The organism is Parapedobacter soli (assembly GCF_025460835.1).
Lineage (GTDB): Bacteria > Bacteroidota > Bacteroidia > Sphingobacteriales > Sphingobacteriaceae > Parapedobacter > Parapedobacter soli.
In genome coordinates this window covers 77,058-104,011 of sequence record NZ_JAMXAY010000010.1, presented here as the reverse complement: position 1 = coordinate 104,011, position 26,954 = coordinate 77,058, and the positions used below count along the sequence as shown (strand labels likewise).

Sequence of the window (26,954 nt, the reverse complement as noted above, 5' to 3'; positions counted from 1 at the left end):
TTGTGGAAGCCATCGGGTCCGGCCGATATAACGTAAGATGGAGAGGTTACATACACTATATTATCTGCTCGATTTGGCTGGCACCTTTGCATTTGCGATAAGCGGGGCGACGGCGGCAAGGCAGCGGGGTCTCGACCTGTTCGGGATTTGTGCTATCGCATTCACGGTTGCCTGTGGCGGTGGGGTTATCCGCGATCTGTGCATCGGGGCCATACCTCCGGCGGGTCTGACCAATTGGCGCTATTTGGTAGCTGCAATGTGTGCTGCCGGTGCCACAATCGGCCTATATCCGTTTGTGAGGCGACTTAACCGGCCCGTTTTATTTTTTGATGCCCTTGGTTTATCGCTATTTGCCGTCACCGGCGCACAGAAAAGCCTCGCTTTCGGCCACAACGCAGAGGTAGCCCTCCTTTTGGGGGTGGTTACAGCCGTTGGGGGCGGGGTACTGCGTGATGTGCTCCTTAACCGGGTCCCCATAATATTGGAAAGAGAAATTTATGCTTCAGCCGCACTTGTAGGGGCCGGCATTGTCGTTTTAGGCTATTACTTCGATTGGCTAACGACCGACTGGATTTCTATTGTCGCATTGATTGTCTGTTTCGGTGTGCGGATGCTGGCACTCCGTTTCCACTGGAACCTGCCCGTATACTCCATCCGCAAATCGTAAAACTGCCGCTAATGGAGCAATGCTTCTGATGCGGGGGGTTAAATTTGTGTCGTGGCGATCGTGATATTTCCTTTGAGTATTTTGGAAATGGGACAGCGCTCGGCGATTTCGAGGAGCCGTGCTTTCCGTTCGGGATCCACCGTTGTGCTTCCATAGGAGATGGTCTTATCAATATGGGTGGTGATTTCTCCGGTAGAAGCGTTGATCCGGTGCGCCATATTGGCCTCGATGGTAATTTCGGGAATCGCCAGTTTCTTGTGGTCGATATACATGCGCAATGTCGCCAGCGTACATGCTACCAGCGAAGACAACAGAAGGGAATGCGGGTCGGGGCCGATGTCTTTCCCGCCCAATTTCTCGGGTTCATCGGTGATGAGCGTACCATTTCGCCACTGGATGGAAGTTTTAAATTTTTGCTCACCGATGGTGCCCCGAACTGCTTTTTCTAATACGTATTTCATCTGATTTTCCCTCTAGCCGCATACTTAAAGCTCCCGGTTTCATTGTCAGGAGCAACATATCTTTCTCTTGATGACCTTTCCGGCGTGATTGCGATATATCAAAAATAGCAAACAATATCGGTAAAAAAAAGCCAGCCCTGGCGAACAGCGTTCCCCTGCCAAACAACGGATATCAATGCTGTCCGAGTCTATTCGAGTCGCCGGCAGAAACGCTCCTGCCCGGAATTCCAAAACTCCGGGCATTTTTTATTGAGGTAGAGCCATTAACCGCAAGTCGAAAGTCATCCGATAGTAATCATGTATTTGATTATTAGTTATTTGTGAAAATTATTGTTATATCAACAGTTCACTAAAATAAAAGGAGGCTATAATGAAAAATATATCATCAAAAATTCTGTCTGTGGAGGATGCTCGTTATTTCGCAAAGAAGCGGGTTCCTGCCGGTATCTACCAAATGTTCGAGGCCGGTAGCGGTTCCAATGTCACGGCCGAGGATAATGTAAAGGCGTTTGAGGCGGTACGGTTCCGCCCGCGTAATGCGGTATTCCATCCGGAATACGATATCAGTACCACGGTATTGGGGCACAAGATATCGATGCCGGCAATTGTCTCGTCGGTTGGGTTCCTGGCAACAGGCCATATAGATGGCGAAGCGGGGGTGGCACGTGCTGCCGGTAAGGCGGGTACCATCCAATTTGTAAGCGGGGTAACGGGTACACCCATCGAAAAGATCATGGAAGCGGCTACCGGACCGGTTTTTTACCAATTGTATTATATCGGTGGGCGCGACGCGTCAGCTCCTATCATCGAGCGTGTGAAAAAAGCGGGCGTGAGCGGACTTATCCTCACCGTCGATACCCCGACCATTGCCCGGCCACGGGATTTGCCATATACCATGCGACGCAGCGTTCCATACACCGTGAACTTCAAGGAAGCAATTAAATTTATTCCTCAAATTTGGAATAAACCGGCTTGGACCTGGGATTTTATCAAGGCCGGACTGCCTGAACCCGAGGTTTCGATGGGGCTACGACCCGACGGTACGGCGATGAGCCTGTTTGAGGGGATAGCAGAAATCTATAAAGAAACGCCGAAGTGGGAAGATATCCCCTGGGTACGGAAACATTGGGACGGGCCGCTGATTATCAAAGGTATCCTTACCGCTGCGGATGCAAAACGGGCCGTGGAAATGGGTGCCGATGCCATTGTGGTGTCTAACCATGGTGGAAACGTGCTCGATGGCAGTGTATCCACGCTCCCGGTGCTTACTGAAATCGTAGAGGCTGTGGGCGATAAGATCGAAGTATTGGTGGATAGCGGGGTGAGGAGAGGTACGGACGTGCTCAAGGCGGTGGCACTCGGCGCAAAAGCGGTACTCCTTGGCCGCGCGTACCTATATCCGTTGCTTGCCGCCGGCGAACAGGGTGTGAGTCATATCCTCGATTTATTTCACCAGCAGATTTACGAAGGGCTTGCCTTCCTCGGTGCGCAATCCATCGATGACCTCGATCCATCATACGTGGAACTCCCCGCACATTGGCGGCAACCGAAAGAGAGCAGGGTATTGGAGGCGGTAAGCTGAACGACAAAAGGAAATCAGATAGGTATCATGTCGTGGCGGGTAACAAATTTTTTGTGGGAAAAAAAATAAAAAAATGATGTGACTTTTTCGGTCGCAGTGTCTCTATATGATAAACGGAGATATATGTGCGCCTACAAACGAATGGTAACTATTGTCGACATGCAACATTACAGAATGAACAGGATGACCGGGATTGGTCTCCTTATCGCGTTCCTACTGCTGGCGGGTGGGATGCTGCGGGCCGCGGCCCAACAAACTGACAAGCCCAACATTGTTTTTATCTTAGCGGATGACCTGGGGTATGGCAGCATTGGGGCGTTTGGCCAGCAGCTTATCCAAACACCAAATCTTGACAGGCTTGCCCAAAACGGGATGGTCCTGACGGATTTCTACGCCAACGCAGTATGCGCGCCTACACGGGGCAGCTTGATAACGGGTATGCATACCGGTGATGGCCTCGTAAGAGGCAACATGGAACTGGGTACCTTTGATAATGCGGAAGAGTTCGGCCAGCTGCCGCTGCCTGCCAATATTCTTACCATGGGGACGACTCTACAGGCAGCCGGCTATACGACTGCGATCATCGGTAAGTGGGGATTGGGTGGCCCGGGTTCCACAGGCGAACCGCACCGCCAGGGTTTCGACTTTTTCTACGGGTACCTCGACCAGAAACAGGCCCACAATTATTACCCCGACCACCTTTGGCGCAATGGGGTGCGTGAATCGCTTCCAGGGGCTTTAGCCAGCGCACACCAAAAACTGCCGGAAGGCGCCGATCCAAATGACCCGGCAACCTATGAACGCTACCGCGGTAGTATATACTCATGCGATACCATGACAGCAGAAGCAGTGCGGTTTATCCGTAATCACCGCGACCGGCCGTTTTTCTTGGAAATGGCATACACATTACCGCACATGGCATTGCAGGTACCTGAACGTGCGCTGACGCCGTATAGGGGGAAGTTTGACAAAAAGCCCTTCACCGGACCGGGGTACCTGCCCAACCGAACGCCGCGTGAGACGTATGCGGCAATGATCACGCTATTGGACGATTACGTAGGCCAGTTGGTGCAGGCGCTGGAAGAAAACGGATTGATAAACAATACACTCATCGTGTTTACCTCAGACAATGGTGCAGCCACCGGTGGTGGTGCCGACCCCGATTTCTTCGACGCGAGTGGCGGACTACGTGGGCGCAAAGGTTCGCTCCATGAGGGCGGTATCCGTGTGCCCTTTGTCGCCGCATGGCCAGGTAAAATCCCAGCCGGGAGCCGGTCAGACCATCCCTTGGCAATCTGGGACCTACTGCCCACATTTCTAGATGCCGGTGGTTCCGCAGTGCCACAAGGTATCAATGGCATTTCATTTTGGCCGGTGTTGAGCGGTAATCCGGCACTGCAACAGGGGCGTACGTTTCTCTATTGGGAGTTTATGGAACGTAGTGGCGAGCAAGCTGTGCGTTTTGGACGATGGAAGGCAATCCGGAAGGATATGCGCGTACACAAATGGGACAGCCCCATCGAATTGTATGATCTCCAGACAGACCGCGCCGAACAACATAACGTAGCAGCTAGGTATCCTGAATTGGTGCGGCGCGCTGCTCAATATCTCGCTACACGCAAACGCGCGGACTTGCCTGCGTGGAACCCAGACACGCCTGAAAATTTATTATGAACATGAATAAATTAGTTAATCTATTATCGCCGGTATCCCGGAGATTGATCGCGATACTCGTCGTCGGACTAATAAGCCAAGAGATATTCGCACAGCTAACTGTGGCGGAACCGCCGATGCACACCGTAGCTTTCGAAAATGCCGAAGGGCTGAAAGCATACCTTCGTTACAACCCGGACCGCCCAGCGCTGGTCAGCGCCCACAGGGGTGGGGCAGCACCCGGTTATCCGGAAAACAACATCCACACATTTGCCCATACGCTTTCGTATACCCCTGCTTTTATGGAGATAGACCCGCGCTATACCAAAGATGGACACGTGGTGTTGCTGCACGACGATACGCTGTCGCGCATGACCACGGGCCGGGGGAAAGTGATAGACCATACGCTTGCTGAGTTGCGCCAATTGTACCTGAAGGACGTAAACGGCCGTACCACACCCTTTGGAGTAAATACCTTGGAGGAAGCGCTCCAATGGGCCAAAGGAAAAACCGTGCTGATACTTGACCAAAAGGGAATACCCGCGCTGGAACGGGCTAAATTGCTGGTAGAGCACGATGCAAAGGCACACGCCATGTTGATTGTATATAGCGTAGCGGATGCCGCTGCCGTATACCGTTATGATTCCGATATTGTGATGGAGGTGATGGTGCCTTCTATGGAAGCACTGGCTAAATTCCGCGAAGCGGGTATACCGATGGAAAATATACTGGCATTTGTAGGGCATAAAGCGCCAAATGACCCGGCAGTCATTGCCGGCCTGCATGCCGCGGGCGTAACGCCCGTACGGGGAACTTCATTTGAACTGGACCGAGCATACTCCCAAGGCCGAATTGACCGGGGAGAGCTGCACGAAGGGTATCGGGCGTTGGTAGCGGACGGTGCAGCCATGCTCGAATCTGACCTGGCAACGGAAGCGGGGATAGCGCTGCAAGCAGCCTGGGATGCTGTTCAGCCACGAAAAGCATCAAAGGAATGATATGGAATCCACGAATTTGGTGGTTATCTATGGTTTGGCCGAACGACAATCGGAAAGGCCGACAGCCAGGTAACCGACAGCTTGTTGGACTGTTCTGGACACGCCCCTAAGGAGACGGGGTCCAGAAATACTGGCCGTTTACGGCAGCCGGTATGTTGTCGCCATTGGGTTGGACGATGATGACTGCAGGATCATTATCCATATCGTAGACCTTACCGTCATTGGGCACGATAGCGAGATTAAAGTACGTGACATCGCCCAACCGCTTTCCTACAACCAAGTGCCTGCCATCCGGAGAGAATGCCGCCGAAAGCTCAACCCCTTTGCTATTGGTGACCTGCACGGGATCGCCGCCGTCGAGGTCCATCACGTAGATATGGAGGTCTATTTGCAAACACAGCTGTGTTCCGGTGTTGTTGATGCGGAGATTGCCCCATTGGGTGTAAGGCATTTCGCGTAACAGCGAAACCTCGGTATATGGTGGGGATGACCGAAGGATATACCGCTCGCCAAGCGTGAACAGGATGCCGTTGTCTGGAAGCCATAGTGCTTCGTCGCCCAGTCCGATTTCAATTGTCGTACCGTTTACATTGATGCCTTCGAAATGATGTAGATGGTTCCCATCCAGATCAGTAATAACGATGCCATCATTGAGGGTAGGCGAAATGAGAGCCATCGTATTATCTGGTGAAAGCTGGCCACCTACACCCGTCTCGCTTGCCGACGGACCGATATAATCGTACTCATCTGCAATGATGCCGTTGGCATTGTTTACCAATGTGAATTTGACGCCATTATACATCCCGGGCTCGCGTTCGCTGACCAGCCGATACCGGTAATCCCGGCTCATGTGCCAACTGTTGAAGCCGTAGGTATTGTAGGTGAAAAACACACGCTCATCGTTACTGCTCAGGTCGAGTTCACTCACCGTTCCCGCAAAGGTATAGAGGAGTTTTCCTTTCAATCCGGTTGTGCCATTTCCGTTACCGGGTGTGTCGTTGTTCTTTGAACAGGCAAGGGTAAGCAACCCTACCAAAACAGCAATTCCATGTGATACAAAAGCTCGTTTCATACGTTGTCGTTTCTCCGGATAAAAATAAGGGAGAACCGGTAGCGTGTCAATCCACGAAAACAAGGAATTACATGGGTAAGCTTACAGCATCAGTGCATATTCCGATAGGAGGGCGTATTCTGCAGCGAATGTAAACGCAAACATGCCCTCTACACGATGGTCGTCACTGCCCCAGCCCCCGAGGAGGTCGTGCGGAAGAATGCCGTGGTGCCGGAAGTGGGTATAACCGAAATCGAGGTTTTGCTGGAACGGCTGGATATACCGGTGCGCGGTATGATATAACGGGTAGGCCTCGATGTACGCCCGCATGAGTACACCGTTGAACCAATTATTGAACCCACTTGTGGTGAACGAATAATAGCCAGTAAGTTGCTTATCTCTTTTTGCGAAATAACGGAAGCTGTCGTCTGCAAGCCGCCTCACGTCGTCAAGGTACTCCTTTTTACCCGTTGCCCGATATAGGTCCACGGCACCGGAAAGCATCGAACCGGTATTGTAAGAGTAAGGCGGGCCTACAGGCTCACGCAGGGGGGTATTGGCGCGGTAATGGGTGCCGTCGACTATTTCGTACCTGACCCTGCAATCACGGCATCCACCCAAGAAGTCGTCATATACGCCATCGGCCCTAAGGAGGTTCTTTTTTTGCCACTGGTAAACAGACTCGGCAAACTTCAGGTAATAATCGCTTTTAGCCACCGGTACCGCTTTACGGCTGCCGTCGGCATCAATGTATCGATACGTGGTTTCCTCCTCGCTTTGCACGTACTGCTCGTGCAGCCACACCAGTGAGCTGACGAACGGACCGTTGCTGCACGCGTGTTTAGTGGTATAACCCGGGCCCCACGTAATGCCGCCGTGCTCGTTGCCAGCTTCGTCGAGCGTACAGTCCCACCCGTCGAGCACATACTCGGTAAGGTATTCCGCCTCCTTGAGGTAACGCGATTCACCGGTATGCCTGTAAGCGTGGAGGAACTCCCTTATGAGCCACTGCTGGTCGTCATACACGTTTTCTATGCCGGCAACCTTCGCACTGCCTTTGGTTGTGGCACGATGCACGCCGTAAACCGTCCATTCACGGGTCTGTGTATACGAGGTGAGTTCAAAAGTGCCACGGTAATAAGCTAGGTTGTCGTAAAGTCTTCCGAGTAGGTCGCGGTAGCGCTTTGCGTGGGTGCTGTATAAGTCTGTGTCCTGCTGTTCGGCATGTGTGTGTAGCGCACGGAGGATTGCGTTGACAGATTCGATGGCTGCGGTGTACATCCACACGCTGCCTTTTTCTTCCGACCGCGCGCCGGTATATGGATTATAGAACCTAGCCATGGCGAAGTCATCACCTGTAAAATAGCGTTCAAACGCGTCATCCGCAAGCTCGATGGCCCGTAAGAGGTTTTGTTCAGCAATGGTATGCTTGGCGTGGAATACGCCTTTGCTGGTCGAAGGTCGGTCCTTAATAGGGTGCTTGGTGTGGGTGGTGCTAGCTGTCAATATCAGCAAGCAAAGTAGTGCGATAGGTATATTCATAATCGGGTGTAAACCTACGCAATTATTTCGTAGGCGACTAACCATTATGCGGCTGGCCGGGCTTCCATACCATTGCTGGGTGTTTTTCAGCGTAGCCGTAGATGAGCTGCATCATGTAATGGTTGCTGGGATAGCGGATGAGCGTCTCTCTCACCGCCTCCGGAGCCGCGATGTCCGTATGCTGGCTGACGTATCCCATGCCATATAGCTTGCCCTGCTCCACCCAGATGCAGCTGGTTTCGTTGTCATGGCGGCCCTTGTCGAAAATTGCGAAAGTGGGCAGATGCCCGGCGAGGTGGGCTAGTGCCCGGTTTACGCGTGGGTTGTGCCTTTCGGGTTCAGGCGCTGCACCGGCATTGGGTAAACCGATACCGCAAAGGCCGGAATGGAGATCAAACTCAAGGATGAGCCGGTGCAGCAGGTTGTATGCATCGATTCGGCGGTGGAAAACGTGCGCGGGGCTGTGGTGTTTGCCATGCTTGCCTATGGCAAGGCGCACGTAACCGCCACAGTCTTGATATGTGTAGAGCCCGTATTTGGGTTCGAATCGCTTCAGGGCCCGGTTGTATGTCGGCCACAGCCGCTGGATCTCCGCCGCTTCCAGCAGCAGCGCCATGAGCTCGGTACCACAGCGTTCATGCGTGACGGAGTGGATATGGCGCAGGAAATGCTGGCGCTGAGGTTGCGCACTGTGCCCGGTGAAGTGCTGTAACACCCGCTTGCGGATGTCGCGCGCCTTGCCCACGTAGATTACCTCGCCAGCTTTATCCCTGAAATAGTAAACACCGGCCTCACGGGGCAATGCATCGAACTGCTCCTTCGGTAGATTTGGGGGCAGCTGCTGGTGCTTCGATGTTTTCCTCAGCATTTCCGCAACGACTCCCTGCGTATCCCATTGCATCAGTTGTCCGAATAAGATAGCCGTTGCGTCGGCATCGCCCCCCGCCCGGTGGCGGTTGCTAAGGGGGATACCCAATGCGTCACATAACCTGCCCAAGCTGTAGGAGGGGAGGCCGGGCCGGAGTTTGCGGCTCATCCTAACTGTGCATAATTTGGGCACATCAAGGTGGTAGCCGGCGGCAGCGAGGTGGTGTTTTATAAACGAATAATCGAAATTAACGTTGTGTGCCACGAATATGCGGCCTGCAAGCAACCCGTAAATGTGCGTAGCCAGTTCGGGGAACGCCGGGCTGTGTGCCACCATCTCATTGGTGATGCCCGTGAATGCCTGGATAGACAGCGGAATCGACTGGTTGGGGTTCACTAACGACGAGTAACGCTCAATAACCTGTTGCCCATCATGGATGAGGATGGCAATTTCGGTGATACCACTACCGGATGCATAACCACCCGTGGTTTCGATATCCACAATGGCGTATTCTTGGGGTATGCCTGACCGCTTCATACTGCAAATATACTAAAATAATTAGTCTGTGGGAGTAATTTATTTTTCCGACTTCTTTTTCTATATTGTATGCCGATTAAAAACGCCGACATGAAAAGAATGTTCTTGCTCACGTGCCTCGTTACAGTTTTCCAGCTGGCTTGTTTCGCCCAGCTGCGCATACCGCACGTTTTATCTGACAATATGGTATTGCAACGGAATGCCAATGCCAACATCTGGGGATGGGGGTATGCCACCGCGGAAGTGGCTATCAAGGCATCGTGGCTGGAGGACACCGTGAAGACCACGGTGGACCCAGGTGGGCGATGGGTGGTGCAGGTACCCACCACGCGGGCCGGGGGGCCTTATGAGCTGGAAATCCGTTCGGCAGGAAGTGAAATCACGCTGCATAATATTCTGTTGGGTGACGTATGGCTGTGTTCGGGGCAGTCAAACATGGAGTGGAGTGGCAACAACCGACTGCCGGAAATACTCGCCGAACTCCCCCACGCAAATAACAGTCAGATACGCCTGCTGCAGGTGAGCCGTACGGCAGCTGACTACCCGCAAGACGATATTTCCAACAATTGGCAGACGCTTGACGCCGAATCACTGAGGCCGTTTTCGGCCATCGGGTATTTCGTGGCAAAGAAGTTGCACGCGGAGTTGGACGTGCCCATTGGTATCATCAATGCTTCGTGGGGTGGAACGCCAGCAGAAGTATGGACACCGGCCTACCTCATCGAGAACGACAATGAGCTGCGTAGCCTGGCGGCCATGCAAGGCCCGGCGCCCTACAGACCGAAGGAGGCGGGGGTGCTTTGGAATAGCATGATACGGCCGCTTACTCCATTTACGCTATCGGGCTTTTATTGGTACCAAGGCGAAAGCAACGTGGGCACCTGGTGGGGGTACGATAAGCTGATGCGCGCCATGGTGACATCATGGCGTATGGCCTGGGACGCCGAATTGCCCTTCTATTTCGTGCAGATAGCGCCGTTTGCGTACGGCAACGAAAAGCCGCTAGCAGCCCTACTCCGCGAACAGCAGGCTATGACGGCAACGACTTTGCCGAATACGGGAATGGTGGTGGTGAGCGACCTGGTGGACAATATCAAGGATATTCATCCCATACAAAAACGCGAAGTGGCCAATCGCCTTGCGGCCATTGCATTGAACGAGCACTATGGCACGCGAAACGACGACGATTACCGCTCGCCGCTTTATAAGGGATATGAGGTGCAGGGTAATACGATAGCCGTTTCATTCGACCACCTGCAAAATGGACTGGAAGTGAAAGGCAACCGTATCACCGATCTCTATATCGCGGGTGCGGATGGTGTGTTTCATGAGGCAGAAGGCAACATCAACGGCAATGTGTTATTGGTGTCATCGCCAAAGGTGGCCGCCCCGGTGGCCGTGCGTTTCGGGTTTTCCGAAACGGCGATGCCTAACCTGTTTAACAAAAGCGGCCTTCCCGTTGCACCCTTCCGGACGGATAGCTGGGCCTTTTAAGTTAAGTAAGCCGGGTATCCGCAGCATCGGTTGGCGGCGGCACAGGTGCGTTACTGCCCTCATCAGAAACCGGTTCACTTGCCTGGGGTACGCTGCGTTGCCGCTTTTTATGGGGTACCATCATGAAATAAAGACACGATAGCGTCCATGCTCCCCAGAATAGGTAAACCCCGGAGTGGAAACTTGCTTTCATCAGCCGGTGGGAGGTGGTGGTGAAATCGAGGTAAGTGAAATAAGCACCCACAAGGCCGAAAAGCAGGAAGAGCAGGAACGTGGCGAGCGCCAGCCGCCGGCCCAACAGCCGTTTGACCAACCAAAGTACCAGCACGAGAGCCAACTGGATGGCAAACAGCAAAATGGCAGTTTTCCACCAGATTTTGAAAATGCCGTAATCGCGATACACCATCGTGATGCCTACTTTGCCGACAAGCGACATCTTCGACAGCAATACCCCCGAGATCGTGGACAAGAGGGCCTGCAGCGTAATAATGGTAGGTAAGCCTTTCATGGTTATTTGGTAACCTCCCAGCCGGCATCGCCATTGAAGCGGAGCGAATAGGTTTTTTTGATAAATGAGGCATTATTGTCGACACCTTTTTTCGCAAAGTCGATGAAGTCGGTCTCCACCTTGTTGAGTGTTACGGTAGCATTGGCACGCTTCTTACCAGCCTGCTCGATGTGTACACCACCTTCCTCATCCAACGTGTATTCAGCGGTCTTCACCGTGGCCCGCTTATCGGTTTTTTGCAGTACGAAGGGGATCGATTTGTCCGTTAGCTTAATCAGGTAAACGAAGGTACTGTCTTTCGATAGGAAGCGCTTGCGCTCCTTTAACAATTCCATGGTGACATATCCCCATCGTTCGAGGTTGTGGTAGGCGGTGAGCAGGCTGGAATCGGACTTCTGCCGGAACTTCACCTCGCCGTAATCTATTTCGGCTGTTTCATAAACGGGATTGGACTCCAGATAGAAAGCCACTTCGCCCAACGCCACACGCTCGTTGATGGATTTGTCGCTGCCACAGGCCGCAACAATCGTTGTGAGGCAGAGCGCTGTCAGTAAACGAAAATATATTGCCATACGTATAGTTTATGTCCAAAGATAAAGATATTGATTTACAAATGTTGTTCCAATGTTTTTGGGCGGTCGGAAGAATGGGTTGGAAAATATTGCTATTTTTGACCGCGGCCGGGTGTCAACACGGCCATTGACCTTTTATGCTGAATAAAATGCACAACATGATTCGATTAACTCCTTTATTGGCGCTGCCAATACTCTTTTTATTTTTAGCTCCGCTGACCGCGACTCCGTACTCGGCTACAGCGGACAGCTTGCGGCTCATCGACACACTGCCCATGGATTCCAGTGTGTTGCAGGGTGAATTGCCCAATGGTTTCATCTATTATATACGGCATAATGAAGAGCCCAAAGACCGGGTGGTGATGTATTTGGCTACCAAGGTGGGGTCGGTATTGGAAACCGATGACGAGCTGGGCTTGGCCCATTTCTTGGAACACATGCAGTTTAACGGTACGGAGAACTTCCCGAAAAACGAACTGGTGGATTACCTGCAACGCGCGGGGGTGCGCTTTGGTTCCGACCTGAATGCCTATACGTCTTTCGATGAAACCGTCTATCAATTGCCCATCCCTTCCGACGATCCGGAGCTGCTGAAAAGTGGTCTGCAGGTGATGCGCGATTGGGCACAGGGCGCACTCCTAGATGGCGAAGAGATAGACAAGGAACGGGGTGTGGTACTCAATGAATTGCTTGGCGGCCGCGGCGCACAGCAGCGTATGCGCGACCAGTACTTGCCGATGATTCTGAACAACTCGCGCTACGCACAGCGCCTACCCATAGGAACACGCAAAATCATTGAGGGCTTTGAGCATGAAACGCTACGCGATTTCTACCGCAAATGGTACCGCCCTAATCTGCAGGCGCTGATTATTGTGGGTGACATCGATGTGGCTGCTATGGAACAGCGCGTAAAGGCGCTCTTCACTGATTTGGAAAACCCTACGATAGCACCTGAACGGACGGAATACAGTATCCCGTTGACAGGCAGGAACCAGTTTATGGTGGTAACCGATGCCGAGATGCCACAAACCGTGGTACAGGTAATTGTGAAACACCCCGAGGCAGCTGTAAAAACAGTGGCCGACTACCGGCTTCAGCTTGTTAAGTCGCTCTTCAACCAAATGGCTGGGGCGCGTTTTGCCGAGTTGATCCGCCAATCTGACCCGCCGTTTATCCAAGGTGGCGGCAGCATTGGCGGGTTCATGCGGGGGCTGGATGCGTTTACGATGTATTATGCGGCGAAGCCGGGGGAGATACAACGCGGATTTGAGGCGGTGGTGACCGAATTTGAGCGCATAAAACGCTACGGCTTCACGGCCACTGAGCTGGGGCGTGCCAAAGATAATTTTCTAACCAGCGTGGAGTCTGCTTATGCTGAACGCGACAAACGGAAATCGGAAAGTTATGTGGCTACGTACCTCAACCATTTTTTGGAGGGGGAAAGTGCATTGAGCAACGAAGACCGTTACCGCTTGGGCAAGTCGCTCATCGGTACAATTACACTTGACGACGTTAACGCACTGGCAGGGCAGTACTATACCGATGAGAACCGCGATATCCTTATCCTGGCGCCTGACAAGGATCGGGATACGTTGCCGGGCGAGGAAACCGTCAATGGATGGCTGGCCGCTGTAAAAGCAGCCGACATTGCTCCCTACGACGACAATGTACAGGAGATGCCGCTGCTTGACAATCCTCCCACGCCTGGTACGGTTGCCGAACGGCGCGAACGGGCGGAGCTGGATGTGGTTGAACTTACGTTGAGCAACGGCGTGCGTGTAATCCTCAAACCTACGGATTTCAAGAATGACGAAATCAGGATGACGGCGTTCAGCCCCGGGGGTACTTCGCTATATGGTGATACGGATTTTCTTTCAGCTGCTTATGCGGCCAGTGTGGTGGGCGGCAGCGGCCTCGGTCCGTATGATGCTACGCAGCTAACCAAGCACCTTAGTGGCAAGAAAGTATCTGTGCAGCCATACATCGGCGAACAAACCGAGGGGTTTAATGCTACCAGCGGCAAAAAAGACCTGCACACCGCATTTGAACTTATCTATGCTTATTTTACGGTGCCTCGGCTCGACTTAGAGGTTTTCGAAGGGTATATGCAACGGATAAAGGCGTCGTTGGCCAACCGTCTTGACGATCCCAACGCGGTATTTTCAGATACCATCAATGCGGTGCTCTACAACAACAACATCCGCCGAGCGAGTATGACCGTGGAAGAGGTAGACCTTATCGATCCCCAACGCGCTTACGAGATTTACCAAGAGCGTTTTGCCGATGCATCTGATTTCACCGTGACTATCGTGGGTAGCTTTACAGAAGATGAGTTGATGCCACTGGTGCTGCAGTATCTGGGTGGTCTGCCGGCAAATGGCCGGAAGGAGGAGGCACGCGACCTGGGCATCTACCCGCCAGCAAAAGGGTTGGAACGTACGGTATACCGCGGTAAGGAGCAGAAATCGAGCGTACGGCTTTACTATTTCGGCGATTATGATTATTCGGAAACAGAAAACATGCAGCTCGATGCGCTGGAGAGTATCCTCGACATCAAACTGATTGAACGGCTACGCGAGGCAGAGAGCGGTGTTTATGGAGTGTCTGCTAATGCGTCGTATGCCAAATACCCGCGCTACCGCTATTCATTTGGAATTGCTTACGGTACAAGTCCCGATAAAGTGGCTCCGCTGATGGCTTCGGTGCTCGATGAAATCAATAAGATTAAGCAACGTGGCCCCGAGCAGGTGGATATCGAGAAATTTGTAAGCGAACAGAAGCGCCAGCTGGAGGTCCAACTACGTGAAAACGGCTTTTGGCTGGGGCACTTATCGGGTGCCTACCAGCGCCACGAAGACCCCGCTTATATTTTAACGTATGTAGATGAGCTGAATAAGGTGACAGTGGAAAGTGTGAAGGAAGTAGCGAACAAATACCTTGTGGAAGACCGTCTCTTCAGGTTCGTGCTGATGCCGGAAGGGGAATAGTGGTATCCAGGCGGTATGGAAACACAAAAAAGAACGCTCCGGTATTTCGTACCCGAGCGTTCCTTTTTTGTCGTAGCTTTTGATTATCTAGCCTAGATAAGATTTCAATATCCGGCTGCGCGACGTATGGCGCAACCGCTGCAAAGCTTTGTCCTTAATCTGGCGGACCCGTTCGCGGGTGAGGTTGAATTTCTCACCGATTTCTTCCAACGACAGTTGATGATTCGAACCTAGGCCAAAAAACAACACGATAATCTCGCGCTCGCGCTCAGTGAGCGTAGCCAACGAGCGTTTTATTTCCTCGGAAAGCGATTCATCGATCAGGGTACTGTCCGTATCCGGGTCACTGTTTTCGAGTACATCCAGCAGGGTGTTTTCCTCGCCTTGTACAAATGGCGCGTCCATAGACACGTGGCGCCCTGAATTGCTCAATGTATCTGAAACTTTGTCAACCGTGGTCTCTAAAATCTCTGCCAGTTCTTCAGGTGAGGGTTCCCGTTCGTATTCCTGCTCCAATTTGGAGAACGCTTTACTGATTTTACTTAATGAACCTACCTGATTTAACGGAAGGCGTACGATACGCGATTGTTCGGCGATGGCTTGGAGGATGGATTGCCGGATCCACCATACAGCGTACGAAATGAATTTGAAGCCTTTGGTCTCATCAAAACGTTTAGCAGCCTTAATCAACCCGAGGTTCCCCTCGTTGATCAAATCGCCTAAAGTGAGCCCTTGGTTCTGGTATTGCTTGGCTACGGAGACCACAAACCGGAGGTTTGTCTTCGTTAACCGTTCTAATGCAGCTTGGTCGCCCTCACGAATTTTCTGGGCCAGGACTACCTCTTCTTCGGCTGTAATCAAGTCGACTTTACCAATCTCGTGCAAGTATTTGTCTAACGATTGCGACTCGCGATTGGTAATGGATTGTGTAATTTTGAGCTGTCTCATTTAATCTTTTAAGTACCTTCCTTTCTAAAAAGAGTGCAAAAATACGGTTTTTCTAATCATATAAACTGATTTTTTCGGAAAAAGTTGTCTGATTTAGAGGAAATTATCCGTTTTTTTTACAACTCAACCTACCTCAAAAAGTGTTCCAAATATTTGAAACCGGATTTGCATGACAAAACAATGTCAAATGGCGCTGGTTGCCGCCGGTGAAATACGTGGTCAAAAACGGTAACCTTTTAAAAAGTCTTTGACATCCATGCGCTTTTTGCCTTCGAGCTGCAGCGTTTTTACAATGATGTAGCCATCATTACATGCAAATTTCAAAAATGATTTACCATCGGTATGCAGAACACCCGGCCCATGCTGCGGCGTTGTTTTCTCTTTGCCCGCCTCGAAGATCTTCAGCGTTTTTCCACCCATCACAGTGTAGGCAGTAGGATAGGGGCTGAGGCCCCGGATTAGGTTATGCACCACGGCCACCGGCTTATCCCACGCGATAAGACAGTTCTCCTTGAAGATTTTAGGCGCCTGTTTGAGTTCCACCCCCGTTGCAAGGCTTTCCTGTGGCACGGGTCGGGCGGTACCGTTGGCGATGGCTTGCACTGACTCGACAAGCAGGTTGGCCCCCACAACCATTAATCGGTCGTGTAAGTCGCCCGCCGTGTCGTTGGGCCCAATGGCTACAGGCTCGGCCTTGAGGATGTGGCCGGTATCAATTTCGTGTTGTAGGAGAAAAGTGGTTACGCCGCTTTCCTTTTCGCCATTGATGATGGCGTGGTTGATGGGGGCCGCGCCGCGGTATTGGGGCAGGAGGGAGGCATGCAGATTGATTGTTCCATGGGGGGGCATATCCCATACCACCTCGGGCAGCATCCGGAAAGCCACCACCGCCTGCAGGTCTGCGCGGAGCGCCCGGAGTTCGGCCAAGAAGTCGGGGTTGCGTAACTTTTCGGGTTGCAATACAGGGATTCCCTTAGTGAGTGCGTATTGCTTGACTGCCGACTGCTGTAGTTTCTGGCCACGGCCCGCAGGTTTGTCGGGAGCCGTCACTACCGCCACCACGTCTTCACCGGCTTCGAGCAGCGCAGCAAGCGACGCGACGGCAAATTCGGGTGTACCCATAAAGATAATGCGCATGTTGTATCTTGTATTTCGTATTTTTAATCCGGTACCTTACCTTTGCAAAGGTACAAATTATATCGGGCGACTTGAATTTCCCATACTTTTTAGCGAAGCGGATAGCTGTTGATGGCAAACGGACGTTTTCCGGCCTGATTGTCCGTGTAGCTGTAGGGGCTATCGCATTGGGTATCGCCGCTATGATGCTATCCATCGCAGTATTGAAAGGGTTCAAGGGTGAAGTGACGGCAAAGCAACGGGGCTTCTTTGGCGATATTACCCTAATCAGCTACGATCTGAATTCGTCGTATGAACCGGTTCCGATATCGCTTTCAGCCGAAGATATCCGCGAGGTGCGCACGGTGCCGGGGGTAACCGATATCCGCCATTTCGCTACCAAGGCAGGTATCATCACGATAAACGACGAAGTAGAAGGGGTGCTGTTTAAAGGGATCGACAGCAGCTATAATCAGCAGTTTTTGGAAAGTGCATTGGTTGACGGCCTCCCCATTGATTTTGCAGATAGTGCAAAAGCGGCGACCCAGATCTTGCTATCGCAGTATACCGCGAACCGGCTGCAGTTGTCGGTGGGCGACGATTTCATCATGTACTTTGTGCAACTTGAGGGCAGGCCGCGGCCGCGGAAGTTCCGGATAGCCGGCATTTTCCATACCGGCGTAGAGGAGCTTGATAACAGCTATGTGATCGGAGCGCTATCGCTTGTACGGCGGCTCAACGACTGGGAAGCCGGTGCAGTTGGCGGCTATGAGGTGACGATTGACGATTTCAGCAAACTCGACGGACTTACGGAGGCAGTACGGGAACGATTGCCGCTAACCATCGACGCGATCAGTGTGCGCGATCAACTGCCCGAGATCTTCCAATGGCTGGACCTGCTGGATGTCAATACGATCATTATCCTGATTTTGATGATTGTGGTGGCCGTGGTAAACATGGTGTCGGCATTGCTCATCATCATTTTGGAACGCACATCGATGATAGGCATCTTGAAAGCATTGGGCTATGGTGACGGCGGCATTAGGAACGTGTTTCTATACCAAGCGGCCTACCTGATTGGGCTAGGGCTTGCACTCGGCAACCTCTTGGGGTACGGGCTCTACTGGTTTCAGCGGCAAACCCATTATTTTAAGCTGGATGAAGCTTCTTACTACGTTTCTTATGTCCCCGTAGACATCAGCCTGCTTGAAGTGGTCTTGTTGAATGCCGGGATAGCGGTGGTCGCATTGGCCGTACTGATCATCCCCTCGTACCTGATAGCCCGCATCAGCCCCATCAAGGCCATACAGTTTCAATGAAAACTGCTGGTGCCCGAGGCAATTTTAGCTTGTATTTCTTGTATTTCGAATCAACTTTATCTAAGTTTGACGCTGTTTGAATATACGAAAGAAACGCACACCCTAATATCACCTTATGGCTGGAAACATATCGGACAGGCTGACCCATGCTTTCGACATACCGCTAAGTAACCCTGTACTCATCTTCGCGCTTGTCCTCTTCATCATCCTGCTGTCACCGATTTTGCTGCGCCGGATCAAGATCCCCGGAATCATCGGCCTCATACTATCAGGTGTGATTGTAGGGCCGCACGGATTGAACCTGCTGGAAAAGAGCTCCGCAGTGGATCTTTTTTCCACTATTGGTTTATTATATATCATGTTCATTGCCGGGTTGGAACTTGACATGAACGAATTCCGGAAGACCAGGCATAAGAGTGTCGTGTTTGGTTTCCTTACGTTTGCTATCCCCATCCTTATCGGCTACCCGGTATGCTACTATGTCCTCGGCTACGATGTGTTGGCCAGTGCTATGATATCCAGTATGTTTGCCACGCACACGCTGGTAGCCTACCCGGTGGTAAACAGTTACGGGATATCCAAGAATGAAGCGGTGGCGGTGACCGTAGGGGGGACCATCCTCACCGACACGGCCGTATTGATTATTCTGGCGGTAATTATCGGGGCATCTCAAGGGCAGCTAAACCAGGAGTTCTGGGTGACACTGGGTATCTCGTTTGCCATTTTTCTGTCGATCATGCTGGGCGTGGTGCCGCGGATTGCCAAATGGTTTTTCCAAAAAGTAGAGGGAGAGAAGACGGCCCATTATATTTTTGTGCTTACCGTTGTTTTCTTTGCTGCCTTTCTCGCCGAGCTCGCCGGTTTGGAGCATATCATCGGTGCGTTCGTAGCCGGTTTGGCGCTTAATAAGCTGATCCCCCACTCTTCGGCGCTGATGAACCGGATAGAATTTATCGGGAATGCGATTTTTATACCTTTCTTCCTAATCAGCGTGGGGATGATCGTGGACGTAAGCGTGCTGCTCAAAGGTCCTACGGCACTGATCATCGCCGGCACGCTAACGGTGATAGCGATTTTCAGCAAGTGGGTAGCAGCATGGTTCACGCAGCTGATATATGGCTACTCGCCAGCGCAGCGGCAGGTCATCTTCGGCCTCAGCGGTGCGCACGCCGCAGCAACGCTGGCAGTGATCATGGTGGGTTACCGCTATCAGGTAATCGACGAAAATGTACTCAACGGCACCATCGTACTGATCCTCGTAACCTGTATTGTAGCCACGATAGCCACCGAGGCGGCTTCGAAGAAGGTGGTGCTGGCGGGTGAGCAAGACGCGATGCCCAGCAGCGAAAAGAATATTGCCCGCGAAGAACAGCTCATGCTACCCATTGCCAACCTCAACAACATGGAGTCGTTACTCGATTTCGCAACGTTGATGAAAAGCAAGCAGTCGCCCCACCCCATTACTGTGGTAACGGTGGTGCCGAATAACGAGCAGGCCGAAGAAAACCTGAAACGCGCACGCAAAAACCTGGATTCGACCGCTAAATATGCGTCGGGCAGTGAAACTGAGGTAAACATGATTGCCACCATCGACTACAACATTGCCAGCGGAATAAGCCGCGCTGCACGGGAAGTCGGAGCCGATGCTATCCTCCTGGGGTGGCCGAGCCGCCCGGGGATCATCGAGAAAATGGTGGGGGAAAAGACTGAGAGCATCTTGAACCAAACCGATGCGAACCTGTTTATGTGCCATGTGGATAAGCCCCTGGTTCTGCAAAAGCGCATCGTGGTTTTCTATCCCCCACTGGCCGAGTCTGAGCTGGGCTTCGACTTCTGCATGAGCAAGGTGCTTCGTTTGTCGCAGGAGTTGACCGTTCCGGTATGCTATGTTTGTAATAAAAGGACGAAAGATGCGATTTCGGCCTATATGGAGAAAAATAAGAGCAGTACACGTGCACTTTTCACCGAACACAACGAATGGGATGACTTGGCGACCCTACGCGATTTGGTGAAGGATAACGACCTTGTGGTATTCGTGTCAGCCAGGCAAGGCGAAGTATCGTACCGCCACTCGTTTGATGGTATGCCCAAAAAAATCGGAAAGATTTATGCGGAGCACAACCGGGTACTGGTATTCCCGAGCCGGCGTGCGTTACACTCGTTGGACGAGTATGAAGATGTGACTACGGCACCCATATTGCGCCGTATTGGCCGGGGGATAGGCAACATATTTACGAAAGACAGACAAGACGATTGATTTATGGCAACAACCCACATCACAAAGTTGGGCGATGGAACACTCGCCGTTCCGGACCGGGTAGTTATCCCGTTCATTATCGGAGACGGGATCGGGCCCGATATCTGGCGTGCATCGGTCAGGGTGTTCGATGCTGCGGTCGAGACGGCGTATAACGGCAAGCGCAAGGTAGACTGGAAAGAAGTACTGGCTGGCGAAAAGGCATTTCACCAAACGGGAGAGTGGTTGCCCACGGAAACGCTGGACGCGTTCAGGGAATACCTGGTAGGCATAAAAGGGCCGCTCACCACACCGATAGGAGGTGGCATACGCTCGCTCAATGTGGCCATACGCAAGGCACTCGACTTGTACGTGTGCCAACGACCTACCCGTTGGTTTGAGGGGGTGCCGTCGCCCGTGAAACATCCGGAGTGGGTAGACATGGTAATCTTCAGGGAAAATACGGAGGATATTTATACGGGAATCGAATTTCCGGCCCGGTCTGCCGAAGGGCAGCGCGTGAAGGAGTTTCTTGGACGTGACATGGCTGTTGACTTTGATTTCACCGACGATACCGCCATCGGTATTAAAACCGTATCCGAGCACGGCTCAAAACGGTTGGTAAGGGCAGCGATCGAGCACGCCATCCGGCATGGCTTGCCCTCGGTAACTCTGGTACATAAGGGCAACATCATGAAGTATACCGAAGGCGCATTCAAAAGTTGGGGGTATGATGTGGCGGAAACAGAGTTCAGTGCCGCAACCTATACATGGCAACAGTGGGAACGGACGAAGGTCACCGATGGCGAGCAAGCGGCAAATGATGAAATGGCTGCTGCGCAGGCGGGCGGTAAAATCATCGTCAAAGACGTGATTGCTGATAATTTCCTGCAGCAAATATTATTGAATCCTAAGGATTATGCAGTTATTGCCACCTTGAACCTGAACGGGGATTACATATCAGACGCTTTGGCTGCGATCGTGGGCGGCATCGGTATAGCGCCGGGCGCCAATATAAATTATATGACAGGGCATGCCGTTTTTGAAGCAACGCACGGTACAGCGCCACGCTTTGCCGATACCGATAGCATGAACCCTTCGTCAGTGATCTTAAGCGGAGTGATGCTTTTCGAATACATCGGATGGACAGAAGCCGCGGAACAGATTGTAGAAGCACTACGGCAGACGATTTTGGATAAAACGGTAACTGTTGATTTTTTTAATCAGATGACCGATGGAAAATTATTGAAAACAAGTGAATTTGCATCGGCAATCATCGATAAAATAAAATCGGGTTTTGACCGTTCGATATAAACAACAGATACGGAACACTTTTAATTCGGTTATTCCATGGCCAATATCCTTTTGGTAGAAGACGACACTACCTTTGCTACCATACTCGAAAACTTTTTGAAGAAAAAAGGATTTGACGTTGTAGTCAAATACAGTGTAAAAGGTGGTGTCGAAGCACTCAAAGCACATGAGTTCCAACTGATACTGCTCGATTATCGACTGGGTGACGGTATTGGTTTAGACGTGTTGGAAGCGCTTCATGCCCGGGGAAAGGTAGTCCCTTCGGTGATTATGACTAGTTTCAACGATGTCCGTACGGCAGTGAATGCAATACGGCAGGGGGTGTTTGACTACATCACCAAACCCGTTAACCCCGACGAGCTGCTGATGGTAGTGAATGAAGCCCTGGAAGGGAAGTCGGCAGATAAGGCAAAAACAACCTCGCCTTCCCGCAAGGCCAGCTCGGCAGCTGTCACTCCCGATTTTGTGGAGGGTACCAGCAGTGCTGCACGTAAACTCCACGAGTATATTGCGCTTGTAGCGCCCACCGACATGTCTGTGCTGATACGTGGGGAAAGCGGTACCGGCAAGGAATATGTGGCCCGGGCGATCCATCGGAAGAGTAAGCGTGCCGACAAGCCGTTTGTCTCCATCGACTGCGGTACACTGTCTAAGGAGCTGGCCTCCAGCGAACTTTTCGGGCATGTAAAGGGATCGTTTACCGGCGCGTTGAACGATAAGGTCGGCCAATTCGAAGAAGCCTCGGGCGGTACACTGTTCCTTGACGAGATTGGTAATCTCTCGTACGACGTACAGGTGAAGCTACTGCGTGCCCTGCAGGAGCAGGTGATACAACCCGTGGGTGCCAACAAGACCGTCAATGTAGATGTTCGGGTTATCGCCGCGACCAACGAGGACTTGTTGGGCTCGGGGAAATTCAGGGAAGACCTTTATCACCGGATCAATGAGTTTGAAATCATCGTGCCGGCGCTCCGCGACCGGCGCGGGGATTTCCAGCAGTTTGTCGACTTCTTCGTTGCTAACGCCAACGAAGAGCTGGGCCGGAATGTGGAGGAACTGGCCGGCGAAGTGACCGATATTTTCGATGCGTATGATTGGCCGGGCAACTTACGGGAGCTGAAGAATGTAATCAAGCGGATGGTGTTGCTCACCCCCGGTAAGCGTGCAGAGTCATCGGCTTTGCCCGAAGAAATGGTACTGGCCATAAGGAAGCCCATAGAAAATACCGCGGTGGCTCCTTCGGCAGATAACCCCGACTTGCGGCTCCATAGCGAAGCACACGAACGGAAGTTGATCATAGATGTGTTGCAGAAAGCCAAATATAACAAGAGCAAGGCCGCGCAGATGCTTAATATCGACCGCAAAACGTTGTATAATAAGATGGAAAAATACGGGATTGAATAGTGCCAACCTGTTTAAAGTGCCCACGCCGCTGCGCAACCGGCGCATGGGGTAGGCCGATTGCCGCAACACACACGCCTGTCGCGGGTGACCTGCACCGCAAAGTTGCCACCCTGCCGGATGCAGGGCATTTAACGGCAGCCTGAAAAACATTGTTGCTGGTACAATGGCGGTCCGCGTGTTTGAATTATTCGCAATGGATTATTGAAATTATTGAATGAATTTCAATAAATAATTCTTATTTTTGCGGCAAATTAAAAGGATATACCTCTCAGATAAAATAACATGAAGCATAATTTTGGAGCGGGGCCATGTATATTGCCCCAAGAAGTTTTCCAGGAAGCATCCCAGGCTGTATTGAATTTCAATGATACCGGATTGTCTATCTTGGAAATTTCGCATCGGAGCAAAGAGTTCGAGGCTGTGATGACCGAAGCTGAGCAACTAATGCGCGAACTGCTCTCGGTACCACAAGGATACGCCGTCATTTTCATACAGGGAGGTGCCAGCACGCAATTTCCGTTGGTGCCTATGAACCTGCTACCTGAGGGTGGTAAGGCTGCCTACCTCGACACGGGCACGTGGTCGAGCAAAGCGATCAAGGAGGCGAAGAAATTTGGTGAGGTGGTCGTAGTGGCCTCTTCGGCCGATAAGAACTACAGCTATGTGCCGAAGAGCTATGAGGTGCCTGCCGATGCAGCGTATCTGCACTATACCAGCAACAACACGATTTTCGGGACTGAAATCTTCGAGGCTCCGAAAACCAGCATCCCACTGGTATCTGATATGTCGTCCGATATTTTGAGCCGTAAAATCAATGTAGCTGATTATGGCCTGATCTATGCAGGCTTGCAGAAGAATGTTGGACCGGCAGGTGCGGCCGCTGTCATCGTGAAGGAGGAGTTGCTGGGGAAAACAGGCCGGACAATGCCAACTATTTTCGATTACCAATCGCACATCAACGCACGGTCTATGTACCATACGCCGCCGGTGTTCGCTATCTACGTGGCCATGCTCAACCTCCGGTGGTTGAAGAATAAAGGCGGGGTGTCTGTGATTGAGCAGGAGAACATCATCAAGGCACGTACGCTTTATGACGAAATCGACCGGAATACCTTGTTCAAAGGCACTGCGCAGGTGGAAGACCGTTCAAGGATGAACGTGACGTTTGTAACCGAAGACAAGGCACATGAGGCTGCATTCCTCGAATTGGCGAAGGAGCGTGGTTTGGTCGGCCTGAAAGGGCACCGTAGTGTGGGGGGCTTCCGCGCATCGATTTACAACGCGCTGAGTATTACGGGAGTCAATGCATTGGTAGACACCATGCAGGAATTTGAAGAGAAAAACAAGTAACATCGACGATAAGACATGAAGATATTAGCAAATGACGGTATAGACCCTTTAGGAAAACAACTGCTAGAAGACGCGGGATTTACAGTAGATACAACGCACATACCCCAAGCAGAGCTTGCGGAAAAGCTGCCGGCATACGATGCCATTACGGTGCGCAGCGCCACAAAAGTACGCAAGGAGCTCATTGACGTATGCCCCAACTTGAAACTGATCGGTAGGGGTGGGGTAGGGATGGATAACATCGATGTTGAGTACGCCCGTTCAAAAGGAATCGCGGTTGTGAATACACCTGCTGCATCATCCCTGTCGGTTGCTGAGCTGGTATTTGCCCATCTGTTGAGCGGGGTACGCTTTCTTTACGACTCGCAGCGGAAAATGCCTGTGGAAGGCGACACTAATTTCGCCGGCCTGAAGAAGGCTTATGCAAAAGGTGTTGAGCTGCGTGGCAAGACGCTCGGTATTGTCGGCATAGGCCGTATAGGCCGGGCTACAGCAAAAGTAGGCATCGGTTTAGGGATGGACGTGATTGTAAGCGATTTGTTTGAAGCACCCAAAAGCCTTCCCGTGGAGCTTTCGGGGGGAATCACGGTTGATGTACCGATTCGTCAAGTCGAAATCGAAGCGTTATTCCGGCAAGCCGACTTCATTTCGCTCCATGTGCCTTTTACGGATAAGCCGATTATCGGAAAGGCAGAATTTGAATTGTTGAAAACCGGGGTCGGGTTGGTGAATGCGTCGCGGGGCGGGGTGATTGACGAGCTTGCGCTCATCGAGGCGTTAGATAGTGGCAAGGTGGCTTTCGCCGGCCTGGATGTGTACGACAATGAGCCCACCCCACGTAAGGAGTTGCTTACCCATCCGCGGGTTTCGCTTACACCGCATATCGGTGCGGCAACGGGCGAAGCACAGGAACGGATTGGAGAGGAGTTGGCAGGGTTGATTATCGAGCACCTCAAAAAATAAGTTAAACGTATAGATACGGTATTCGGATACGGACCTGCGTAATTCGAATAATAACACATCGATGAAAGTATTAAAATTCGGAGGAACTTCCGTCGGAAGTGCAGATCGCATTAAAGGCTTGCTGGACATCATCCGTCCGCAAGAGCGCCAAATCATCGTTCTATCGGCCGTAGCGGGCACAACGAATGCGCTGGTCGAAATATCACAAGCCTATATGGCGGGTGAGAAGAAAAAAGCATCGGACCTTATTGACGCGCTATACGAAAGCTACCAGAAGCTGATATCGGAACTGTTCACAACGGACGAAGGTCGCCAGAACGGCCAAGACTTGATTGATTACCATTTCAACTTAATTAGGTCTTTCTCAAATCAGTTGTTCACACCGTTGGAAGAGAAAATAGCCCTCGCACAGGGGGAATTGATTTCTACGACATTATTCCATTTCCACCTGACCGAACTGGGTATCCGATCGAAGCTGTTGCCGGCACTCGATTTCATGAAAATCGACGAAGACAACGAGCCAAAAATCGATTTTATACGTGAACACCTGAATGAATTACTGCTTCAGTCGAGCGACCATAACTTCTTTATAACCCAAGGGTATATATGCAGGAATGCATTCGGTGAAATCGATAACCTGAGGCGCGGTGGGAGCGACTATACTGCATCGCTGATCGGTTCGGCGATAGGTGCTGATGAGATACAGATATGGACGGATATCGATGGGATGCATAACAATGATCCCCGGATCGTGAAAGGTACGGAGCCGATTGCACACCTTAGCTTCAATGAGGCTGCGGAGCTCGCTTATTTTGGCGCGAAGATATTGCACCCGCATAGCGTTTTCCCGGCGCAGCGTTTTAATGTGCCGGTACGATTGCTCAATACCATGGCGCCTAATGCGCCGGGTACACTGATCAGTAAAGACGGTGCAGCGAAAGGGGTGGTACGGTCTATCGCCGCAAAAGATGGTATTACGGCTATCCGTATCCACTCGTCGCGGATGTTGCTGGCCTATGGCTTTCTACGGCGGGTGTTTGAGATTTTCGAACGCTACAAGACGCCGATAGATATGATTACCACATCAGAGGTGGCTGTATCGCTGACCATAGACGACACCAAATACTTAAAGGAAATCGAACAGGAGCTCCTCGACTTCGGTACGGTTGACATCGATCGCGACCAGACCATCATTTGCGTGGTGGGTGATTTCGGGCTGGATACGCACGGCTATGCATCGCGTGTATTGGATGCCGTGAAACACATCCCCATACGCATGATTTCGTATGGCGGGAGCGATTATAACATCTCCTTGTTGTTGCAAACGGAATACAAAGTGGAATCTCTTCGTTCACTGCATAATAGGCTCTTCTAATTAAACAAG

The 26,954-nt window shown here is 51.7% G+C and carries 21 protein-coding genes; 13 read left to right on the top strand and 8 right to left on the bottom strand.

From position 1 onward, the window contains the following. The first annotated feature begins 37 nt into the window (after positions 1-37). Positions 38-667 (top strand): trimeric intracellular cation channel family protein, encoded by a 630-nt coding sequence (locus tag NGM62_RS06645; RefSeq protein ID WP_262246718.1) that lies wholly within the window; start codon positions 38-40, stop codon positions 665-667. A 38-nt stretch (positions 668-705) separates the two neighbouring features. Here the strand turns inward: NGM62_RS06645 and NGM62_RS06640 are convergent, their stop codons facing one another. Then, entirely contained in the window at positions 706-1,128 is a 423-nt protein-coding gene (locus NGM62_RS06640) for an OsmC family protein (RefSeq protein ID WP_262246717.1), read from the bottom strand. 370 nt (positions 1,129-1,498) lie between these two features. Here NGM62_RS06640 and NGM62_RS06635 point away from each other — a divergent pair, with 370 nt between their 5' ends. The 3 genes from NGM62_RS06635 (at position 1,499) to NGM62_RS06625 (ending at position 5,361) form a co-directional block, all read left to right on the top strand. Beyond that, positions 1,499-2,710 carry an alpha-hydroxy acid oxidase gene (locus NGM62_RS06635; RefSeq protein WP_262246716.1) on the top strand — a complete coding sequence of 404 codons (1,212 nt, stop codon included), beginning with the start codon at positions 1,499-1,501 and terminating at the stop codon, positions 2,708-2,710. Between the two features lie 174 nt (positions 2,711-2,884). Beyond that, the gene (locus NGM62_RS06630; RefSeq protein ID WP_262246715.1) at positions 2,885-4,384 is read left to right on the top strand and encodes an arylsulfatase; all 1,500 of its coding nucleotides are present in this window, start codon (positions 2,885-2,887) and stop codon (positions 4,382-4,384) included. Positions 4,385-4,386: 2 nt separating this feature from the next. After that, positions 4,387-5,361: a glycerophosphodiester phosphodiesterase family protein gene (locus NGM62_RS06625; protein ID WP_262246714.1), complete on the top strand. Its 975-nt coding sequence runs from the start codon at positions 4,387-4,389 to the stop codon at positions 5,359-5,361. Positions 5,362-5,467: 106 nt separating this feature from the next. On the opposite strand, the gene NGM62_RS06620 is transcribed toward NGM62_RS06625, so the two are convergent. The 3 genes from NGM62_RS06620 to NGM62_RS06610 all read right to left on the bottom strand — a co-directional run bounded on the left by NGM62_RS06620 (position 5,468) and on the right by NGM62_RS06610 (position 9,359). Then, on the bottom strand, positions 5,468-6,433 hold the full coding sequence (locus NGM62_RS06620) for a TolB family protein (protein WP_262246713.1): 966 nt from the start codon (positions 6,431-6,433) through the stop codon (positions 5,468-5,470). Positions 6,434-6,514: 81 nt separating this feature from the next. Beyond that, positions 6,515-7,954: a glycoside hydrolase family 76 protein gene (locus tag NGM62_RS06615; RefSeq protein WP_262246712.1), complete on the bottom strand. Its 1,440-nt coding sequence runs from the start codon at positions 7,952-7,954 to the stop codon at positions 6,515-6,517. A gap of 37 nt (positions 7,955-7,991) precedes the next feature. Further along, positions 7,992-9,359, bottom strand: coding sequence for an exonuclease domain-containing protein (locus NGM62_RS06610; RefSeq protein WP_262246711.1), 1,368 nt, complete (start codon positions 9,357-9,359; stop codon positions 7,992-7,994). A 90-nt stretch (positions 9,360-9,449) separates the two neighbouring features. Between NGM62_RS06610 and NGM62_RS06605 the strand changes: the two genes are divergently transcribed. Further along, entirely contained in the window at positions 9,450-10,853 is a 1,404-nt protein-coding gene (locus NGM62_RS06605; RefSeq protein ID WP_262246710.1) for a sialate O-acetylesterase, read from the top strand. 1 nt (position 10,854) lies between these two features. Here the strand turns inward: NGM62_RS06605 and NGM62_RS06600 are convergent, their stop codons facing one another. Then, positions 10,855-11,361, bottom strand: a complete 507-nt coding sequence (locus NGM62_RS06600; protein WP_262246709.1) for a hypothetical protein — start codon at positions 11,359-11,361, stop codon at positions 10,855-10,857. Between the two features lie 2 nt (positions 11,362-11,363). Next, a complete protein-coding gene (locus NGM62_RS06595; protein ID WP_262246708.1) occupies positions 11,364-11,933 on the bottom strand; it encodes a hypothetical protein in 570 nt (189 codons plus the stop codon). Between the two features lie 158 nt (positions 11,934-12,091). Here NGM62_RS06595 and NGM62_RS06590 point away from each other — a divergent pair, with 158 nt between their 5' ends. Then, a complete protein-coding gene (locus NGM62_RS06590) occupies positions 12,092-14,920 on the top strand; it encodes a M16 family metallopeptidase (protein ID WP_262246707.1) in 2,829 nt (942 codons plus the stop codon). Between the two features lie 87 nt (positions 14,921-15,007). Here NGM62_RS06590 and NGM62_RS06585 read toward each other — a convergent pair whose 3' ends face one another. Together NGM62_RS06585 and fmt are read right to left on the bottom strand one after the other, a co-directional pair. Further along, a complete protein-coding gene (locus tag NGM62_RS06585; protein WP_262246706.1) occupies positions 15,008-15,868 on the bottom strand; it encodes a sigma-70 family RNA polymerase sigma factor in 861 nt (286 codons plus the stop codon). Positions 15,869-16,087: 219 nt separating this feature from the next. Beyond that, positions 16,088-17,005, bottom strand: a complete 918-nt coding sequence (gene fmt / locus NGM62_RS06580) for a methionyl-tRNA formyltransferase (protein WP_262246705.1) — start codon at positions 17,003-17,005, stop codon at positions 16,088-16,090. Positions 17,006-17,013: 8 nt separating this feature from the next. Between fmt and NGM62_RS06575 the strand changes: the two genes are divergently transcribed. From NGM62_RS06575 to NGM62_RS06545, 7 genes are all read left to right on the top strand, one after another. Then, positions 17,014-18,303 (top strand): ABC transporter permease, encoded by a 1,290-nt coding sequence (locus NGM62_RS06575; protein ID WP_315975853.1) that lies wholly within the window; start codon positions 17,014-17,016, stop codon positions 18,301-18,303. A gap of 115 nt (positions 18,304-18,418) precedes the next feature. After that, a complete protein-coding gene (locus NGM62_RS06570) occupies positions 18,419-20,560 on the top strand; it encodes a cation:proton antiporter (protein ID WP_262246704.1) in 2,142 nt (713 codons plus the stop codon). 3 nt (positions 20,561-20,563) lie between these two features. Next, entirely contained in the window at positions 20,564-21,853 is a 1,290-nt protein-coding gene (gene icd, locus NGM62_RS06565; protein WP_262246703.1) for an NADP-dependent isocitrate dehydrogenase, read from the top strand. A 36-nt stretch (positions 21,854-21,889) separates the two neighbouring features. Further along, complete coding sequence (locus NGM62_RS06560; protein WP_262246702.1) at positions 21,890-23,257, top strand: sigma-54-dependent transcriptional regulator; 1,368 nt, start codon at positions 21,890-21,892, stop codon at positions 23,255-23,257. Positions 23,258-23,539: 282 nt separating this feature from the next. After that, the gene (serC, locus tag NGM62_RS06555; RefSeq protein ID WP_262246701.1) at positions 23,540-24,607 is read left to right on the top strand and encodes a 3-phosphoserine/phosphohydroxythreonine transaminase; all 1,068 of its coding nucleotides are present in this window, start codon (positions 23,540-23,542) and stop codon (positions 24,605-24,607) included. Between the two features lie 15 nt (positions 24,608-24,622). Next, positions 24,623-25,570 (top strand): D-2-hydroxyacid dehydrogenase, encoded by a 948-nt coding sequence (locus NGM62_RS06550; RefSeq protein ID WP_262246700.1) that lies wholly within the window; start codon positions 24,623-24,625, stop codon positions 25,568-25,570. 61 nt (positions 25,571-25,631) lie between these two features. Further along, positions 25,632-26,945 carry an aspartate kinase gene (locus NGM62_RS06545; RefSeq protein ID WP_262246699.1) on the top strand — a complete coding sequence of 438 codons (1,314 nt, stop codon included), beginning with the start codon at positions 25,632-25,634 and terminating at the stop codon, positions 26,943-26,945. Positions 26,946-26,954 lie beyond the last annotated feature (9 nt).

What these genes read in the sequence shown, in the direction of transcription:
- NGM62_RS06560 (WP_262246702.1), top strand. Translation starts at nt 21,890, where the DNA reads ATGGCCAATATCCTTTTGGTAGAAGACGACACTACCTTTGCTACCATA.
- NGM62_RS06550 (WP_262246700.1), top strand. Translation starts at nt 24,623, where the DNA reads ATGAAGATATTAGCAAATGACGGTATAGACCCTTTAGGAAAACAACTG.
- NGM62_RS06635 (WP_262246716.1), top strand. Translation starts at nt 1,499, where the DNA reads ATGAAAAATATATCATCAAAAATTCTGTCTGTGGAGGATGCTCGTTAT.
- NGM62_RS06585 (WP_262246706.1), bottom strand. Translation starts at nt 15,868, where the DNA reads ATGAGACAGCTCAAAATTACACAATCCATTACCAATCGCGAGTCGCAA.
- NGM62_RS06615 (WP_262246712.1), bottom strand. Translation starts at nt 7,954, where the DNA reads ATGAATATACCTATCGCACTACTTTGCTTGCTGATATTGACAGCTAGC.
- serC (WP_262246701.1), top strand. Translation starts at nt 23,540, where the DNA reads ATGAAGCATAATTTTGGAGCGGGGCCATGTATATTGCCCCAAGAAGTT.
- NGM62_RS06595 (WP_262246708.1), bottom strand. Translation starts at nt 11,933, where the DNA reads ATGGCAATATATTTTCGTTTACTGACAGCGCTCTGCCTCACAACGATT.
- NGM62_RS06625 (WP_262246714.1), top strand. Translation starts at nt 4,387, where the DNA reads ATGAATAAATTAGTTAATCTATTATCGCCGGTATCCCGGAGATTGATC.
- NGM62_RS06545 (WP_262246699.1), top strand. Translation starts at nt 25,632, where the DNA reads ATGAAAGTATTAAAATTCGGAGGAACTTCCGTCGGAAGTGCAGATCGC.
- NGM62_RS06605 (WP_262246710.1), top strand. Translation starts at nt 9,450, where the DNA reads ATGAAAAGAATGTTCTTGCTCACGTGCCTCGTTACAGTTTTCCAGCTG.
- NGM62_RS06570 (WP_262246704.1), top strand. Translation starts at nt 18,419, where the DNA reads ATGGCTGGAAACATATCGGACAGGCTGACCCATGCTTTCGACATACCG.
- NGM62_RS06600 (WP_262246709.1), bottom strand. Translation starts at nt 11,361, where the DNA reads ATGAAAGGCTTACCTACCATTATTACGCTGCAGGCCCTCTTGTCCACG.
- NGM62_RS06640 (WP_262246717.1), bottom strand. Translation starts at nt 1,128, where the DNA reads ATGAAATACGTATTAGAAAAAGCAGTTCGGGGCACCATCGGTGAGCAA.
- NGM62_RS06590 (WP_262246707.1), top strand. Translation starts at nt 12,092, where the DNA reads ATGATTCGATTAACTCCTTTATTGGCGCTGCCAATACTCTTTTTATTT.
- fmt (WP_262246705.1), bottom strand. Translation starts at nt 17,005, where the DNA reads ATGCGCATTATCTTTATGGGTACACCCGAATTTGCCGTCGCGTCGCTT.
- NGM62_RS06645 (WP_262246718.1), top strand. Translation starts at nt 38, where the DNA reads ATGGAGAGGTTACATACACTATATTATCTGCTCGATTTGGCTGGCACC.
- NGM62_RS06620 (WP_262246713.1), bottom strand. Translation starts at nt 6,433, where the DNA reads ATGAAACGAGCTTTTGTATCACATGGAATTGCTGTTTTGGTAGGGTTG.
- NGM62_RS06610 (WP_262246711.1), bottom strand. Translation starts at nt 9,359, where the DNA reads ATGAAGCGGTCAGGCATACCCCAAGAATACGCCATTGTGGATATCGAA.
- icd (WP_262246703.1), top strand. Translation starts at nt 20,564, where the DNA reads ATGGCAACAACCCACATCACAAAGTTGGGCGATGGAACACTCGCCGTT.
- NGM62_RS06630 (WP_262246715.1), top strand. Translation starts at nt 2,885, where the DNA reads ATGAACAGGATGACCGGGATTGGTCTCCTTATCGCGTTCCTACTGCTG.